Here is a 15,510-nt window from a genome sequence, read left to right as displayed (position 1 = left end):
AGGCCGGCGGTCACGCGTGGGCGACGGCCGGGAGTGCGGCGTGCTCGGCGTGCGTCTTGAGCATCGCCAGGCTCTGGCGCAGCCGGCGTTCGGGGTCCGTGCCCAGCAGCCGGGCCACGATGTGGCCCGCCGCCCCCGCCACCGGGTTGTACGAGAGCCGCACCTGCACCTGCGTCCGGCCGCCCGGCACCGGGGCCAGCCGCAACGTGCCCGCGTGGGCGATGAGCTCGCCCTCGGCCGACTTCCAGGCGAGTTCGCGGCCCTCCACGCGGCGGGTCTCGCTCGCGTCGAACCGTACGGGTGTGCCGCCCGGGCCGCTGACCAGCCAGTGGGAGGTGCGGCCGTCGGCGGACAGGCGTACCTCGTACACGTGCGGCATGAACTTCGGGAACGCCGAGTAGTCGCTGATCAGGCCCCAGACGGCGTCCGGGGGCGCGTTCACGGTGACGGCGGCGGTGACGTCGATCCCGCGGCGCCCGGCGTTGATCCCGGTCAGGCGGCGCAGCGGCAGGTTCGTCGCGGCGCGCACGGCGAGCACCACGGCCACGCCGCGCGCCGCCGTCGAGAACGGGCCCGGTAGCCGCAGGGTCCAGAGGACGACCGCGGCGGCGCCCGCCAGGAAGCGGACGCTCGGCGACCACTGGACCTGCAGCAGTTCGGGAACCGGCCGCCGGAGCCTGCCGCCGTGCAGCCGGGACGTCCCTCCGGCCTCGCGGTGGGCGGTCCAGACGGCCTCGACCCCCTTCACGCCCGGAACGCGGCGAATCGCCCGGCGGGTCCGTTCGTCCTCCGCCGCCAGCACGTCGCCGGCGAGCGTGACGATCCCCTCGTCCACGCGGACCTCGACGGCGTGCGCGTGGCTGACGTGGCGGCCCAGCTCGGCGCGTACGCGCTCGTACAGCACCCGGTCGTCGACGGACTGGCTCCTGCAGCGGTAGCGGACCGCCGCGGCCAGCCCCCGGCTGCGGTTGGCCAGGTCGCGGCTCAGGACGCCGAGGCCGTCGCGCAGCTTGTGTGTGGCGTGGGCGGCCTTGTCCCGCCCGATGGCCCGGCGGCTGCGTCCCCGTACCGGGTCGCAGAAGTACGCCACCGCGGCCCCGGCACAGAACCCTGCCCCCGCCGTGAAGGCCCTCCCCGGCCCGCGCCGCCCTCCGGCGGCTCTGTCGTCCGTGCTCACGCGCATGATGTCCCCCCTCATCCGCCCCTCGACCAGCGGCTACCCGCCCCCGGCCCCTGTCATGCGTCATCGCGGTTCATCGCACCGGCCCAAAAAGTGTCCCTTTTGTCGGCATATGTCGTTTTTCGAGGGAGGGTCCGGGCATGGAGGGACGGATTCCGACCGGGCGCGTACGCGCAAAGGAGCGGGCCATGAACGAAACCGGCAAAGTTGCGCTGGCCCTCGTCGCCGGCTACTACCTCGGCAGGCGGCACAAGCTGCGCATGGCCACGGCCATGGCGGCGACGGTGCTCTTCCGCCGGCTCAAACGGAACGGAGGCGACCTGCTGAGCGCCTCACCGGAACTGGGCGAGCTGACCGGACGGCTGCGCGGAGAACTGCTGGATCTGACCAAGTCCGCCGCCATGACGGCCGCGGTCCGGCAGATAGAGGCCCTGGCCGACCGGCTGGAGCAGGCCGGGCAGGCAGAAAAGGGCGGCGAAGAGGGCGCTGAAGAAGGCACCGAGAAGGGCGCTGAAAAGGGCGCCGAAGAGGGCGCCGGCGAAGGCGCCGAGGAGAGCGCCGACCAGGAGGGCGGCGGCGGTGAGGAGGAAGAGGAGGAGGAGCCCCGCAGCGCGAAGTCCCGCCTCCCGAAGCCGCGCGTGCCGAAGCCGCACGTGCCCAGGGCCGCCGATCGGGTCAGAGCGGCCGCGTCGGGCGTGGCCCGCCGACGGTCCTCCGATCGGGACAAGACGAGGGAGTGAGCGCGATGACCGAAGCGCTGAGGGCGGCGGAAAAGGTCGTCGGCAAGGGCAAGGAGACCGTGGGCAAGACCCCGGTGGTCGGCAAGGCGGCCTCGAAGCTGCCGACGGGAGAGCTCAGCTCCGCCCTGAAGCGGCTGGGGGTGGTCGCGGCCGAGCGGGCGCTGTCGTCGGTGATCGGCAAGGTCGAGGGCGTGCACGGGCGGCTGAACGACTTCACGCCGGGCGGCTCGCGCGGCGGCTCGGGCGGTGACTCTGGAGGCGGCTCGGAGGGCGGCTCGGAGGGCGGCTCGGGAGGCGGGCTGCTCAGCGGCGCCAAGCAGTTGCTCGGCGGGTCGGGGGGCGGCTCGATCGGCGGCTCGACGCTGGCCGGAGCGGCGAAGGGCGCCATCAAGGGCGTGTTCGGCAAGATCGGCAAGATCTTCAAGGGCGGCAAAGGCTCGGGCGGCAAGTCGCTCAAGGTCACCAACATCGTCGAGGCGATCGACATCGGAGCGCCACGCCGGGTGGTCTACAACCAGTGGACGCAGTTCCGGGACTTCCCGACGTTCATGAAGAAGGTCGAGAACATCGACCAGCAGTCCGATGAGAGGCTGAACTGGAAGGCGCAGATCTTCTGGTCGCACCGCGCCTGGCGGGCCAAGATCCTGGAGCAGGCGCCGGACGAGCGGATCATCTGGCGGTCGGAGGGCGACAAGGGGTACGTGGACGGCTCGGTCACCTTCCACGAGCTCACGCCCGACCTGACCCGCGTCGTGGTGATCCTGGAGTACTACCCGAAGGGGCTGTTCGAGCACACCGGCAACCTGTGGCGAGCCCAGGGACGGCGGGTGCGGCTGGAGCTGAAGCACTTCGCCCGGCACGTCATGTCCCACGTGATGCTGCATCCCGAGGAGATCGCCGAGGACGGCTGGCGGGGCAAGATCCACGACGGCGAGGTGACCCCGGCGGAGGAAGAGGAAGGCGCCCCCGAAGAGGAGGAAGGCCCCGAGGAAGAAGGCCCCGAGGAGGAAGGCGCAGAGGAGGAAGGCGCAGAGGAGGAGCCCGAAGAGGAGGAAGAGCCCGAGGAAGAGGGGCCGGAAGAGGAGGAGCCCGAGGAGGAAGAGGAGCCCGAGGAGGGAGAGCCTTCGGAGGAGGAGCCTGAGGAGCCGGAGGACTACGAAGAGGCCGAGGAAGAGGAGGAGCCCGAAGAGGAAGAGGAGCCCGAGGAGGAGGAGCCGGCTGCTGAGGAGAAGCGCGGGGTGCGGGCGGAGCCGCGCCGGGCGGGCAATCCCCGAGAGTCGATGCGCCCGATCCGCCGCAGGTCCTGACCATGGCGGTTCCGGGTGAGCAGAGCCAGGGCGCGCGCCTTCGGGCGCCCGCCCTGTACGTGTACGGCATCATCCCCGCCGACGTCGAGGTGGACGGGCACGCGCAGGGCGTCGGCGTCCCCGGCACCATGCGGGTGATCCGCCACCGCGAGATCGCCGCCCTCGTGAGCGAGACGGACCAGACGACACCCCGGCCCACCGACAGGGCCGTGCACGAGGACCTGCTGGACGCCACCGCCGCCGAGGTCCCGGTGCTGCCGCTCCCCTGCGGGACGGTCGTCCCGGACCGGGCGGCGATCTTGGACGGCCTGCTGAAGCCGCGTCACGACGAGTTCGCCCACGCGCTCCGGGAGCTGGAGGGGCGGGCCGAGTACCTCGTCGAGCTGCGCTACCCCGCGCAGGAACGGCCGCGAGAGCCCGACGTGCGCGCCCTGGTCGAGGCGCTCGCCCCGGTCTCGGTGCGCCTGTCGCCGGGCCGGCCGACCGGCAGGCGGGACACGGCCCGGCTGGCGGTCCTCGCCGAGACCGGCCGGGCCGGCGAGCTGGAGCGCGCTCTGGACAGCCTGGCCGAGGGCTGGGCGGGCCGGGTCGAGCTGCGCCTGTTCGGCCCGCTGGCCCCGTACGACTTCACGCCGTCCGGCTGAGGTCAGCGGGAGGCGGCCAGGCGGTTGGTGAGCAGCGCCTCCATGACGGCCTGCGCGGCGGGCAGCAGGTTGCCCGCCTGCGCGAGCACCCGCGAGGCGGGCCCGTCGACGACGGCGGCCTCGACCTCGGCCCCGCGGCGGAGCGGCAGATGGTGCAGGAAGATCGGGTCGGGCCCGGCCGCGGAGAGCAGGTCGGGGGTGACCCGGTAGGGGGTGAGCGCCGCCGTCGCCGCCGTGGAGACGGGCCAGGCGCCGGTGCAGACGGCGTCGGCCTCCTTGACCGCCTCGTACGGGTCGGGGGTGACGATCACCTTTCCGCCGCCGGCCTCCTCGGCCCTGGCCAGGACGGCGGGGTCCGGTCCCGCGCTTTCGGGGGCCGCGACGGCCAGGGTCAGGCCGGTCAGGGCGACGGCCTCGATGAGGCTGTGGGTGACGTTGGAGGCCGGGCCGACGCAGGCGAGCTTGCGGCCCCGCAGGTCGCCGAGGTGCTCGCGGAGCGTCATGAGGTCGGCGAGCGTCTGGAGCGGATGGTGGTCGTCGGTCAGCGCGTTGAGCACCGGCACGTGCGCCGCCCGCGCGAACCTGACCGCCTCGGCGTCGTCGCCGATCTGCAGGACCACGAGCGCCGTGTACGCGCCGATCACCTGGGACGGCTCGCCCAGGCGCCCCGCCCGGACACGCTCCCGCGTGCCGGATCCGGCGTGCAGCGGGGTCCCTCCCAGGCGGGCGACGGCGGTCTCGATCGGGACGCGGATCCGGGCGCACGGCCGCGTGCAGTACATCAGCACGGTACGCCGGCGCAGCAGCCCGGGCGCCGCGAGCGGCCGGGCCTTGAAGTGGTCGGCACGGTCGAGCAGGAACCGCAGCTCGTGCCGGTCCAGGTCGGCGATGCGCAGCAGGTGCCTCACAGGGGCCGCTCCTCTCGGCGGGCGACGCGGGCGACGCGGGCGATGGGGGTCGCCACCCCAGCACACCACTGGGCCTACCCACCAGTACGGAGGCTAAGGAATCCAAATGGACGGACTTTTGTCCCTACGGCAGCCGGAAGGCCAAAACGCAGGTACCGGTGGGGATGGAGGCGGTCAGGCGGACCCGGTGGACGGTCTCCGGGCGGCCGTCGTGGCCGCGCACCTCCTGTTCCTCCTGCGACGCCCGCCACGGTTCGGGCACGCGGAGCGTCACCGGCCCCCACGAGACCGTTCCCCGGCCGACGACCGGCCGGCGGCGCGAGACGAACACCTCCTCCACCTGGCACTCCCCGCCGTGGAAGGCGAAGGCGTCGGCGACGTCGAGCCGGCCGGGACGCCAGGTGAAGGTGCGGACGAGGCGGGCCAGGCGCGGCGTGCCGTACGCGGCGGTGAGGTCGAGGGCGAGCAGCAGCGGGTCGCCGGGGACGTGCGCGACGACCCGCGCGGCGCGTTCGCGCCCCGGGAGCTGGGCAGCGCCGTCGATCAGGGGGACCGAGTGCCAGTCCGCGGCGGCCTGCGGGGTGCGGTAGCGGAGCGGGCCGAAGTAGTCGCGGGTGTACTCGGGCGCGCCGAGGTCGTCCAGGATCGGCTCGCCGCCCGCGTACAGGACGAAGTGGCCGAGGTCGAGGTGGTTGTGCGGCTCGTCGTTGTGGCCGCCTTTGGCGGCGAACGCGCTCCCCGCCGCGCGGGCGGCGACGATCCCCGCGTGCGGCAGGAACGCCTGCGGGGCCGGCGGACGGCGGGCCGCGCCGGTGGTCCACCAGAGGGTACGGCTGAGGTGCGCCCAGCGGTAGCAGGGGTCGTCGTGGAAGGACGGCTCGTCCGGCCGGGCGGGCACGGGGACGCCCAGGCGCCCGGCCAGCCGGTCGAGCAGCCCTGCCGGGTACGTCCCGCGTCCGGTCGCGTCGGCGAAGGCCGGGCGGTGGCCGCCGCCGAGGTCGATGGCCGCGGGGTAGGCGGCCATGGCGCGTACGTGGGGGTCGTCGAGCAGGTCGCGGCCGGTGCGTGCGCGCAGCGCCTCGGCGAAGTAGACGAAGTACCCGAAACCGTAGGCCCAGTAGTCGGGGCCCTCCAGGCAGGCTCCGTCAGGGGCGGCCCCTGACCGGTACGACACCAGGGCCGCCTCGACGCGCGGCAGCAGGGCGGGCAGCCGGTCGGAGTCCAGGGCCAGGGCGGCCGTCCCGGTCGCGCCGGCGCAGACGGCGGCCCAGTTGTGCGCGCACGTCTCCCACCACCAGCGACGGTCCTGGACGGGCGCGAGGACGCGGCGGTCCACCTCGTCCCGGACGCGGGCGCGCACGGCCGGCGCGATCCGGTCTCCCAGGAGGGTGACCGCCTCGGCCAGGGTGTGGGCGGTCTCGGCGGCGAACAGGTCCACGTGCCGCTCCCGGTCCGCCGGGTCGTCGCCGTCCGGGGCGTGGGCGGGCAGGATCCAGGTGTGCTCGTCGCAGACGGACCCGAGGAGGTCGTCGAGCGCCGGGTCGGGGCGGGCGTACAGGTGGGCGTCCAGATGGGCGGCCAGGAGCAGGGCGGCAAGGCGGCGGCGCCGCTCGAAATAGGCGGCCTCGTACGCGAGCCGGTCGCCGGACTCGGCGAAGCGCCGCCACAGGGAGGGGGTCAGCGCGGGCGCCTCCGTCTCCCGCGCCCGCGCCGCCTCCACCCTGACCTCCCGCACGAACCGCTCCAGCACGGCAGGCAAGGGGGATGGGGCAGGCATCAGGCGATGTGGGGAAGGTCGGACGGGTGGACGGCGCCGTGGAGGGGGTGGCCGCGGGCGAGGCGTTCGACCTCGGCGACCGCGAACTCGCCGAGCCGCCGCAGCTCCCGCCCCCGCGCCCCGCTGATGTGCGGGGTGACGAGCACGTTGGGCAGCCCGAGCAGCGGATGCCCCGGGGGCAGCGGCTCGGGCTCGGTCACGTCGAGCACGGCGCCGATGCGCCCGCTCGCGCAGTGCCGGACCAGGGCGGCGGTGTCGATGAGCGCGCCCCGGGCGGTGTTGACCACGACCGCGCCGTCCCGCAGCAGCGCGAGGCGACGCCCGTCGAGCAGGTGGCGGGTCTCCGGCAGCTCCGGCGCGTGCACGGTGACCAGTTCGGCCTGCCGGCACAGCTCGTCGAGCGGCACGTGCCGGGCGCCGAGCGCGGCGGCCTCGTCCGGCCCGACGTACGGGTCGCTGAGCAGGATCTCGGCCCCGTGCCCGCGCAGCCGCGCGATGACCAGCCGGCCCACCCGGGAGGCGCCGACGACGCCGACGGCCGCCCCGGTCAGCCCGCCCCCGTCGCCGGGGGTGGCCACGCCGGGCAGGGCGTCGCCGGACCAGCCGGCCGTCGCGTACGCCCGCGCCCGCGCGAACGCCTGCTTGGCGGCCAGGACGAGCATGGCGAGGGTGTAGTCGGCGACCGGCACCGCGTTGGCCGCCGCCGCCGAGGAGACCGCGATGCCGCGTTCGAAGACGGCCGGCGTCAGGTGTCCTTTGACGCTGCCGGCGGCGTGCACGACCGCGCGCAGGCGCGGCGCGGCGGCGAGCACGGCGGCGTCGATGCGCGGGCAGCCCCAGCCGGTGATGAGGATGTCGGCGTCGAGCGGGCCGTCGAAGGAGTCGATCACGCCGCCGGCGACCCCGGCCACCGCCGCGAGCCGGCGCATCAGGTCGAGGGGGAACAGCTCGGGCAGCAGGAGCGGCTGCATGGCGAACGCCACACGCGGCATCATCGGCCCGTCGCCCGGGCCGTCATCGCGCCGCCACCGGGGGCCCGAGGCGCCGTACGGAGCCGCGGACGACGATGTGCGTGCCGAGCGTGAGGACGCGCGCGGCCCCGGCGCCGTCCGGGGCGCCGGACGAGGGCGGCCCGGGGGTGAGGCGGCCGAGCGCCAGCCGGACCGCGGTGCGCCCGAGCTCGTCGTGGGGCAGGTGCACCGTGGTCAGGCCGAGGTCCTGCGCCGGTGGGACGTCGTCGTAGCCGACGATCGAGATGTCCTCGGGCACGCGCAGCCCGTGCTCGCGCAGCGCCTGGATGGCGCCGGCGGCCACCAGGTCGTTGCCGGCGAAGACGGCCGTGAAGGACGGCGGGCCGGCGGCGAGGCGGCGGCGCATGGCGGCGTAGCCGGCCTCGCGGTCGAACTCGGCCTCCACCTCCAGGCCGGGGTCGGCGGGGACGCCGTGCTCGGCGAGGGCGGCGCGGTAGCCGGCCACGCGGCTGTCGGAGGTGGTGTGGCCGGGCCGCAGCCCGAGGTAGAGGATCCTGCGGTGGCCGGCCGACAGCAGGTGGGCGGTGACGGCGTGCGCGCCGCCGGTGTTGTCGAAGCCGACGACCAGCGCCGGCACCCCCTCCCCCAGCGGCGGCCGGCCGCACAGCACCAGGCGGGAGCCGGCGGCGGCGAGCGCGTGGGCGTACTCGGTCATGCGCTCGCGGTATTCGTCGTCGACGACCACGCTGCCGACGAGGATGACGGCCTCGGCCCGCTGTTCGCGCAGGAGCCGCACGATGGACAGCTCGCGGCCGGTGTCGCCGCCGGTGGTGCAGATGAGCGAGAGCCGCCCCTCCTGGGCGGCCTGTTCCTCGACGCCCTGGGCGATGAGCGCGTAGTAGGGGACGGCGACGCTGTTGACGACGATGGCGATGGCCCCGGGGCGGGCCGCGGACAGGGCGCGGGCGTGGGCGTTGGGGACGTAGTCCAGCTCGCGCACGGCCCGGACGACCTTGTTGCGGGTGGCGGCGAGCACGGGGTACTCGCCGCCGAGCACGCGGGACACCGTGGCCACCGAGACGCCGGCCCGCTTGGCCACGTCCCTGATGGTGACGCGGTTGGACGGGGTCATGCGGGCCTCCTGCTGGTAACCGGTTACCTGATCGCTGTCCTGGACGGTAAGAGATCCGCTTTCCGCCGTCAACCCCGCCTGCACCGCGTTTGTAACGAAAAGTTAACAGCGTGTTGACGCGTCGCGTCGATCGCGTTTACCGTCCGGCTCACGACGTCTGAAGTAACCGGTTACCTGGCATCGGCCCCGATCCTTCCCCCAGAGAGGTGGCCCCGATGGACGGACCACTCACCCGGCGCGGACTGCTCAGAGGATCCGTGCTCTTCGTCGCCGGCGCCGCCCTGTCAGCGTGCGGCGGCGATCCCCTCGCCAAGACGAGATCCACGCCCGCCGGCGGCGCCCCGAAGATCACGCTCAACCACTGGTACCACGAGTACGGCGAGGAGGGCACCCAGCAGGCGGCGATGCGGTACGCGGCCGACTTCACCAAGGCCAATCCCGACATCGCGGTCAAGGTCTCGTGGATCCCCGGCGACTACGCCACCAAGTGGACCGCCGCCGTGCTGACCGCCGACGGGCCGGACGTGTACGAGGTCAACGACGTCAGCCCCAACATGGTCAAGGCCGGCCAGGTGACGCCGATGGACGAGGTGCTGGGCGCGGAGAAGTCCGACTTCGACCCGAAGGTGCTGGCGCCGTACACGTGGGGCGGTCACGTCTACGCGGTGCCCATGATCATCGACCCGATGTTGCTGTTCTACCGCAAGTCCCTGTTCCAGAAGGCGGGGGTGGCGGTGCCGGGCAGCTTCGCCGAGCTGGTCGCGGCGGCGAAGAAGCTGACGGCGGGCAAGCAGAAGGGATTGTTCGCCGGCAACGACGGCGTCGGCGCGCTCAACACGATGGTGCCCTGGTCGAACGGCAACCTGCTGATCGACGACCGGAAGATCACCTACGCCGACCCCAAGGTGGTCGAGGCGCTGACCGGGCTGAAGGAGCTCCACGACGCGAAGACGACGCTGCAGGGCTACTCGACCGACTGGTGGGACCCGGGCGCGCTGATCAACGGCGCGGCGGCCATGCAGTGGGTGGGCCTGTGGGCGGTGCCCGGCATGACCGAGGCCCTGGGCGACGACTTCGACGCCTTCCCGCTGCCGGCGTTCGGGCCGGGCGGGCGCCCGGTGGTGAACATGGGCGGCTGGGTGCAGGTCGTCAACGGCAAGAGCCGCAACCTGGACGCGGCCAAGCGGTACGTCCGCTGGCTGTGGGTGGAGAACACCGCCGCGCAGACCGACTGGAGCCTCGCCTACGGCTTCCACGTCCCGCCCCGCGTCAGCGCCGCCGCCAAGGCGGACAAGCTGACCAGCGGCCCGGCCAGGACCGTGATGGACGCGGTCGCCGCGCACGGCGTCAAGCAGCCGGCGCTCTGGACCGCCGAGGTGCGCCAGCCCTACACCGACGCCGTCACCGCGATCGTCAAGAAGGGCGCCGACCCCGAGAAGACGCTGGCCGAGGCGGCCAAACGTTCGCAGGACATCCTGGACAAGGTGCCCGTGCTATGACGACCACGGCCGGCCTCGCGAGGCTGCGCACCGGCCGGTGGCCGGCCTGGCGCGCGTTCGTCCTGCTCACGCTGCCGATGGTGGCGGGGCTGTTCCTGTTCAAGTACGTCGCCATCGGCTGGGGGCTGCTGCTCAGCTTCAACGACGCCCGGGGCACGATCAGCCTGGGCTCCTGGAACGGGCTGGACAACTACCGGCGGCTGCTGTCGGACCCGGCCTTCACCCGGTCGCTGGTGACGATCCTGCTGTTCACGCTGTTCATCGTGCCGGTGACGTTCGCGCTCGCGCTCGGGCTGGCGGTGCTGGTGAACCGGCTGCGGCGGGGACGGGCGCTGTTCCGCACCACGTTCTTCGTGCCGGCGGCGGTGTCGTACGTGGTGGGCGCGCTGATCTGGAAGATGAGCCTGTTCAACGGCACGCCGTCGGGGGTGGCCAACAGCCTGGCCTACCTGCTGGGCCACGAGGACGCCATCGGCTGGGTCGCGACCGTCGATCCGCCGTTGTACTGGATCGTGCTGGTCACCGTGCGGCTGTGGCTGCAGACCGGCTTCTACATGATCCTGTTCCTGGCCGGGATCCAGCAGGTGCCCGCCCAGCTCTACGAGGCCGCGCGGGTGGACGGCGCCCACTCCGAGTGGACGCTGTTCCGGCACATCACCTGGCCCATGCTGCGCAACACGTCGGTGGCGGTCACGCTGCTGCTGATCATCAACGCGTTCCAGGCGTTCGACGAGTTCTACAACATCCTGGCCTCCAACCTGTCGGGGCTGGGCGGCGCGGACGGCCGCACGCCGCTGATCTACCTGTTCCAGACCGCGCTCGGCGAGCAGAACTACGGCGCGGGATCGGCGGGCGCGTTCGTGGTGACCGCGCTGATCGTGGCGTTCACGCTGCTGCAGGGGCGGTTCGCCGGGTTCGGCAGGACGGCCGAGGAGGAGGCCCGATGAGGAGGCTGCGGCTGGGCTCGTACGCGGCGGTGGTGGTCTTCGCGGTGCCGTTCCTGCTGCCGTTCTACCTGCTGGTCCGCAACGCGCTGATGACCCGGCGGGAGCTGGGCTCGCTCGACTGGCACTGGTGGCCGGAGACGGTGACGTTCCAGGGGTTCGCCGACGCCTTCGGCAACGACGCGGTGCCGCTCGCGCACGCGCTCGGGAACTCCACGCTGATCTCGGCGATCTCCGCGCCGCTCGCCACGCTGCTGGCCTCGATGGCCGGGTACGCGCTGGCCCGCATCCCGGTCGCGGCGGCGCGGCCGGTGTTCTTCTTCATCATCGCCACGATGATGGTGCCGGGCGCGGCCACGTTCATCCCGACGTTCGTCGTGGTCGGGTCGATGGGCGGGGTCAACACGCTGTGGGGGCTGATCGCGCCCGGCCTGTTCAGCGCGTTCGCGGTGCTGCTGTTCCGCGGCTTCTACCTGCGCTTCCCGCGCGAGCTGGAGGACGCGGGGCGGGTGGACGGCCTCGGCCACCTCGGGCTGTACGTCCGGCTGGCGCTGCCGAACTCGGGGGCGCTGTTCGCCTCGCTCGGCATCCTGTCGTTCATCGAGCACTGGAACGCGTTCCTGTGGCCGCTGGTGATCGGCCAGGACCCGGAGTACTGGACGGTCCAGGTCGCGCTGTCCACGAACCTCAACCAGCAGGCGCTCAACCTGCCCGCGCTGTTCGCCGGCGCGCTGGTGGCGATCCTGCCGCTCGTCGTGCTCTTCCTCGTCGCCCAGCGCTGGATCGTGCGGGGCGTCCTGCTCACCGGCGTCAAAGGCTGACTCCCCCGCTTTTCGAAGGAGCTTCCATGTCCCGTGTGCTGCCCCTGCTGGCCGGGCTGTTACTGATCCTGCTGCCCGCGGCGCCCGCCCGCGCCGCGCCCGTGACCGTGCCGGTCGGCGCGCCGTTCACCGACACCTCGGGCGGCGCGCTGCACGCGCACGGCGGCGGGGTGCTCAAGGTCGGCTCGTACTACTACTGGTTCGGCGAGAACCGCAACGCCGACGGCACCTTCCGTTACGTCTCCGCCTACCGGTCGGCGGACCTGCGGAACTGGGAGTTCAGGAACCACGTGCTCACCCAGTCCAGCGCGGCCGAGCTGCAGGTCGCCAACATCGAGCGGCCGAAGGTGATGTACAACGCGGCGACCGGCCGGTTCGTCATGTGGATGCACAAGGAGAACGGCAGCGACTACGGCGAGGCGCGGGCCGCGGTCGCCGTGTCGGCCACGGTGGACGGGAACTACACCTACCTGCGGAGTTTCCGGCCGCTCGGGCACATGTCACGCGACATCACGACCTTCACCGACACCGACGGCGCGGGTTACATGATCTCGGCCGCGGACGAGAACTACGACCTGCACGTCTACCGGCTGACCGCCGACTTCACCGACGTCGCGTCGCTCGTGCGGGTGTGGGACGGCGACCACCGGGAGGCCCCGGCGCTGTTCAAGCGGGGCGGCGTGTACTTCATGCTGACCTCGGGCGCCACCGGCTGGCAACCCAACCAGGCCAGGTACGCCACCGCCACCGCCATCACCGGCTCCTGGAGCGCCTGGCAGGACGTCGGCGACGCGACCACCTTCGGCTCGCAGCCGGCGTACGTGCTGCCGGTGCAGGGCACGTCCGGCACGTCGTACCTGTATCTGGGCGACCGGTGGGCCGGGGCGTGGGGCGGGCCGGTCAACGACTCGCGGTACGTGTGGCTGCCGATCCAGTTCGCCTCCGCGACGTCGATGAGCCTGTCGTACGCGCGGGAGCTGACCGTCGACGCGGCGGCCGGCACGATCACCGCCGTGGGCTCCGGCCACGACCGGCTGACCGTGCGCCACTCGGGCAAGTGCGCCGACGTGCGCAACGCCTCCGGCGCGAACCTGACCGCCGTCATCCAGTACACCTGCGGCGGCGGCTTCAACCAGCAGTGGCGCGTCCAGTCGGTGAGCGGCGGCTACGTGCAGGTCGTCGCCAGGCACTCGGGCAAGTGCCTGGACGTGAACGGGCAGAGCACCGCCGACGGGGCCGCGATCCAGCAGTACGCCTGCGGCTCGGGCGCCAACCAGCAGTGGTCGGTGCAGGACGCGGGCGGCGGGTACGTGCGGCTGGTGGCCAGGCACTCGGGCAAGTGCGCGGACCTGCCGTCGTCGTCGCAGGCCGACGACGTGCAGTTCAAGCAGTATCCGTGCAACGGCGGCCAGAACCAGCAGTTCCTGCGCACCCCGCTCTAGGGGCGACTGCAGGGGCGGCTCGTCCCCAGAAGCGGTCATGTCCTGGTCAAAGCCCCACCCCCGCCCGAATCGACACAATTCGTGACGTTATAGTGACAAATTGTGAACGAGAAGCTCGTGGAAATAGCCTGGCCCGGCCTCGGTATCACCGTGGCCGCCGAACTCGACCAGCGGAACCCGGCCCTCGCCCAGTGCTTCTGGGACGCGCTGCCGTACCGAAGTCTGCAGGGCCACGCCCTGGTCGCCGGCCATCACCTCTACCACGTCGCACCGGTCCACTCGCTGCTGCACGCGCCCGCGGAGCACCGCGTGGACCGGCGCACCGTCCCGGACGGGACCCTGTTCGGCTCGCGCCTGCAGCACCTCGGCATCAAGTACGGCGAGCTCACCGAACCCATGACCGCCACACCCATCGGCCAGGTGCTGCCGGAGCACCTGGACGGCCTGATCGAGGCGGGCCGCGAGGTCTGGCGGGCCGTCTACACCACCAAGGAGCCGGTCATCGCCGAGGTGCGCCGCGCCGGAGAGACCGGCGGGCACCGGCTGCACCGGCTCCCGGTCGGCGACCCGCAGGTCAACGCGCTCATCTCGGACGTGCACGCCGAGACCGAGCGCATCTGGCTCGACCCGCCGCGCGAGCTGGTGGACCTGCACGAAGGCCGCATCGCCTCCCGCGCGGGAAGCTACGAGACGGTCCTGACCACGCTGCTGTTCGTCAACGGCGAAACCCGCCCGCTCGGCTACAGCTGCTACGGCGGCCTCATCCGCGCGGCCATGGAGGGCATGCCGATGCCGTGGCTGCGGCAGATGACCCGGCTGCTGGCCCACACCCCGGCGGAGTTCCTCGGCTACTGCGGCCTGGACACGCTGTGGGGATTCACCCGGCGGCTCCTGGACAACCTCGACCGCATCAACGACCACGTCGACTTCATGTCGGTGATGGCCACGATGGCCCTCTACTGCAACTGCCTCGGCGGGTGGAACCTGCACCTGTTCCCGTGGGAGGCGGGCGACAGCCTGCGCCGCGTGGAGGCCCCCGTGGAGGCCCACGTATGACCGACACGCGCGTGGCGGTGATCGGCGGCGGCGTCATCGGCCTGTCGATCGCCTACCATCTCGCGGAGGCCGGAGTCGAGACGACGCTGCTGGAACGCGGCGCGCTCGGCTCCGGCGCCTCGCGCGCCACCGCCGACGTGGTCCGGTCGTACTTCGCCGGCAACCCCGTCAGCTCGGCGCTGGCCGTACGGAGCCTGGAGGCCTACCGGGACTTCCCGGTCCGGCCGGGGGCCGACCTGCCGCTGCGGCAGGTCGGCTACCTCGTCCTGTTCTCCACGCCCGAGCAGGTCGCCGCCTTCGAGGCCGACCTGCCCGAGCAGCGGCGGGCGGGCGTGGACGTGCGGCTCATCGGCGTGGAGGAGGCCAGGGAGCGCAACCGGCTCATCGGCGACCTCCCGCTGCTGGCCGCCGCCTGGTCGCCGCAGGCGTACGTCTCCGACACCGCCGCCATCGTCACGGCCTACGCCGAGGCGGCCCGGCGCTCCGGCGCCACGCTGATCACCGACCGCCCGGTCTCCAGGATCGACTCCTCGGCCGGGCGGGTGTTCACCGAGGACGGCGGCGAGCTGACGGCCGAGGCGGTCATCTGCGCGGCCGGCGCCTGGTCGCCCGCCCTCGTCCGCGGCGCGGGCGTGGACCTGCCGATGACCGAACCCATCGAGCAGGAGCTGCTGGTCACCGATCCGCTGCCGCCCGGCACGCCGGAGATCCCGTGCACCCTGCACGCGGCGAGCGGCCTGCTGTCGCGGACCCGCGGCGACCGGCTGCTCGTCGGCATGGGATATCCGGGTCCTGACCGGGAGGCGTGGCGGCGCGAGGTGGCGGAGCGGTTCGCGGAGACGTACCCGAGCCTGTCGGGGCTGGCCCTGCACCCGGCCGTCACCGGGCTGCGCGACGCCAGCCCGGACCGGCGCGCCTTCATCGGCCATCTGCCGGGGCCGCCGGCGTTCCTGTACGCCACCGGCTTCTCCGGGCACGGCCTGTGCAACGCGCCGGCCGCCGGCGAGCTCGTCCGCGACCTCTACCTCGACCAGGACCCCGGCATCGACGTGACCGCGTTCGCGGTCGGCAGACAACGAACGGGATGAC

At 73.1% G+C, this 15,510-nt stretch carries 14 protein-coding genes; 9 read left to right on the top strand and 5 right to left on the bottom strand.

The annotated features are described in order from the left end of the window. Window positions 1–10: 10 nt before the first annotated feature. Window positions 11–1,183, bottom strand: a complete 1,173-nt coding sequence (locus SMD20_RS06710; protein ID WP_329576329.1) for an SRPBCC family protein — start codon at window positions 1,181–1,183, stop codon at window positions 11–13. 185 nt (window positions 1,184–1,368) lie between these two features. Between SMD20_RS06710 and SMD20_RS06705 the strand changes: the two genes are divergently transcribed. Genes SMD20_RS06705 through SMD20_RS06695 form a run of 3 tightly spaced genes read left to right on the top strand, consistent with a single transcriptional unit; the run spans window position 1,369 to window position 3,871 of the window. After that, complete coding sequence (locus tag SMD20_RS06705) at window positions 1,369–1,920, top strand: hypothetical protein (RefSeq protein ID WP_329576326.1); 552 nt, start codon at window positions 1,369–1,371, stop codon at window positions 1,918–1,920. Window positions 1,921–1,925: 5 nt separating this feature from the next. Beyond that, window positions 1,926–3,227 carry an SRPBCC family protein gene (locus SMD20_RS06700; RefSeq protein ID WP_329576323.1) on the top strand — a complete coding sequence of 434 codons (1,302 nt, stop codon included), beginning with the start codon at window positions 1,926–1,928 and terminating at the stop codon, window positions 3,225–3,227. A gap of 2 nt (window positions 3,228–3,229) precedes the next feature. Continuing rightward, complete coding sequence (locus tag SMD20_RS06695; RefSeq protein WP_329576320.1) at window positions 3,230–3,871, top strand: GvpL/GvpF family gas vesicle protein; 642 nt, start codon at window positions 3,230–3,232, stop codon at window positions 3,869–3,871. A gap of 2 nt (window positions 3,872–3,873) precedes the next feature. Here SMD20_RS06695 and SMD20_RS06690 read toward each other — a convergent pair whose 3' ends face one another. The 4 genes from SMD20_RS06690 to SMD20_RS06675 all read right to left on the bottom strand — a co-directional run bounded on the left by SMD20_RS06690 (window position 3,874) and on the right by SMD20_RS06675 (window position 8,659). Continuing rightward, entirely contained in the window at window positions 3,874–4,779 is a 906-nt protein-coding gene (locus SMD20_RS06690; RefSeq protein WP_329576315.1) for an ornithine carbamoyltransferase, read from the bottom strand. A gap of 124 nt (window positions 4,780–4,903) precedes the next feature. Next, window positions 4,904–6,556: a heparinase II/III domain-containing protein gene (locus tag SMD20_RS06685; protein WP_329576312.1), complete on the bottom strand. Its 1,653-nt coding sequence runs from the start codon at window positions 6,554–6,556 to the stop codon at window positions 4,904–4,906. After that, complete coding sequence (locus tag SMD20_RS06680; RefSeq protein ID WP_442942587.1) at window positions 6,556–7,548, bottom strand: hydroxyacid dehydrogenase; 993 nt, start codon at window positions 7,546–7,548, stop codon at window positions 6,556–6,558. The genes SMD20_RS06685 and SMD20_RS06680 overlap by 1 nt, the downstream gene beginning before the upstream one ends. A gap of 22 nt (window positions 7,549–7,570) precedes the next feature. After that, window positions 7,571–8,659, bottom strand: a complete 1,089-nt coding sequence (locus SMD20_RS06675; protein WP_329576306.1) for a LacI family DNA-binding transcriptional regulator — start codon at window positions 8,657–8,659, stop codon at window positions 7,571–7,573. Window positions 8,660–8,874: 215 nt separating this feature from the next. Between SMD20_RS06675 and SMD20_RS06670 the strand changes: the two genes are divergently transcribed. The 6 genes from SMD20_RS06670 (at window position 8,875) to SMD20_RS06645 (ending at window position 15,509) form a co-directional block, all read left to right on the top strand. Further along, window positions 8,875–10,158 (top strand): ABC transporter substrate-binding protein, encoded by a 1,284-nt coding sequence (locus SMD20_RS06670; protein ID WP_329576303.1) that lies wholly within the window; start codon window positions 8,875–8,877, stop codon window positions 10,156–10,158. Further along, window positions 10,155–11,105 (top strand): carbohydrate ABC transporter permease, encoded by a 951-nt coding sequence (locus SMD20_RS06665; RefSeq protein ID WP_329576301.1) that lies wholly within the window; start codon window positions 10,155–10,157, stop codon window positions 11,103–11,105. The genes SMD20_RS06670 and SMD20_RS06665 overlap by 4 nt, the downstream gene beginning before the upstream one ends. After that, window positions 11,102–11,923, top strand: a complete 822-nt coding sequence (locus tag SMD20_RS06660) for a carbohydrate ABC transporter permease (protein WP_329576298.1) — start codon at window positions 11,102–11,104, stop codon at window positions 11,921–11,923. The genes SMD20_RS06665 and SMD20_RS06660 overlap by 4 nt, the downstream gene beginning before the upstream one ends. A gap of 26 nt (window positions 11,924–11,949) precedes the next feature. Continuing rightward, complete coding sequence (locus SMD20_RS06655) at window positions 11,950–13,365, top strand: RICIN domain-containing protein (protein ID WP_329576295.1); 1,416 nt, start codon at window positions 11,950–11,952, stop codon at window positions 13,363–13,365. Between the two features lie 102 nt (window positions 13,366–13,467). Beyond that, entirely contained in the window at window positions 13,468–14,421 is a 954-nt protein-coding gene (locus tag SMD20_RS06650; RefSeq protein WP_329576292.1) for a hypothetical protein, read from the top strand. After that, window positions 14,418–15,509 (top strand): NAD(P)/FAD-dependent oxidoreductase, encoded by a 1,092-nt coding sequence (locus SMD20_RS06645; RefSeq protein ID WP_329576289.1) that lies wholly within the window; start codon window positions 14,418–14,420, stop codon window positions 15,507–15,509. Before SMD20_RS06650 ends, SMD20_RS06645 begins: the two co-directional genes overlap by 4 nt. Window position 15,510: the final 1 nt, after the last annotated feature.

Origin of the sequence: Nonomuraea sp. LP-02, from assembly GCF_036289125.1 — a bacterium.
Taxonomy (GTDB): domain Bacteria; phylum Actinomycetota; class Actinomycetes; order Streptosporangiales; family Streptosporangiaceae; genus Nonomuraea; species Nonomuraea bangladeshensis.
The sequence above is the reverse complement of the archived record's forward strand: the minus strand, read 5'-3'. Positions and strand labels throughout refer to the sequence as shown.

Bases quoted from the DNA above. Each gene is read 5' to 3' on its own strand.
- SMD20_RS06645 (WP_329576289.1), top strand. From the start codon at position 14,418: ATGACCGACACGCGCGTGGCGGTGATCGGCGGCGGCGTCATCGGCCTG.
- SMD20_RS06705 (WP_329576326.1), top strand. From the start codon at position 1,369: ATGAACGAAACCGGCAAAGTTGCGCTGGCCCTCGTCGCCGGCTACTAC.
- SMD20_RS06655 (WP_329576295.1), top strand. From the start codon at position 11,950: ATGTCCCGTGTGCTGCCCCTGCTGGCCGGGCTGTTACTGATCCTGCTG.
- SMD20_RS06695 (WP_329576320.1), top strand. From the start codon at position 3,230: ATGGCGGTTCCGGGTGAGCAGAGCCAGGGCGCGCGCCTTCGGGCGCCC.
- SMD20_RS06680 (WP_442942587.1), bottom strand. From the start codon at position 7,548: ATGCCGCGTGTGGCGTTCGCCATGCAGCCGCTCCTGCTGCCCGAGCTG.
- SMD20_RS06660 (WP_329576298.1), top strand. From the start codon at position 11,102: ATGAGGAGGCTGCGGCTGGGCTCGTACGCGGCGGTGGTGGTCTTCGCG.
- SMD20_RS06670 (WP_329576303.1), top strand. From the start codon at position 8,875: ATGGACGGACCACTCACCCGGCGCGGACTGCTCAGAGGATCCGTGCTC.
- SMD20_RS06685 (WP_329576312.1), bottom strand. From the start codon at position 6,556: ATGCCTGCCCCATCCCCCTTGCCTGCCGTGCTGGAGCGGTTCGTGCGG.
- SMD20_RS06675 (WP_329576306.1), bottom strand. From the start codon at position 8,659: ATGACCCCGTCCAACCGCGTCACCATCAGGGACGTGGCCAAGCGGGCC.
- SMD20_RS06710 (WP_329576329.1), bottom strand. From the start codon at position 1,183: ATGCGCGTGAGCACGGACGACAGAGCCGCCGGAGGGCGGCGCGGGCCG.
- SMD20_RS06665 (WP_329576301.1), top strand. From the start codon at position 10,155: ATGACGACCACGGCCGGCCTCGCGAGGCTGCGCACCGGCCGGTGGCCG.
- SMD20_RS06700 (WP_329576323.1), top strand. From the start codon at position 1,926: ATGACCGAAGCGCTGAGGGCGGCGGAAAAGGTCGTCGGCAAGGGCAAG.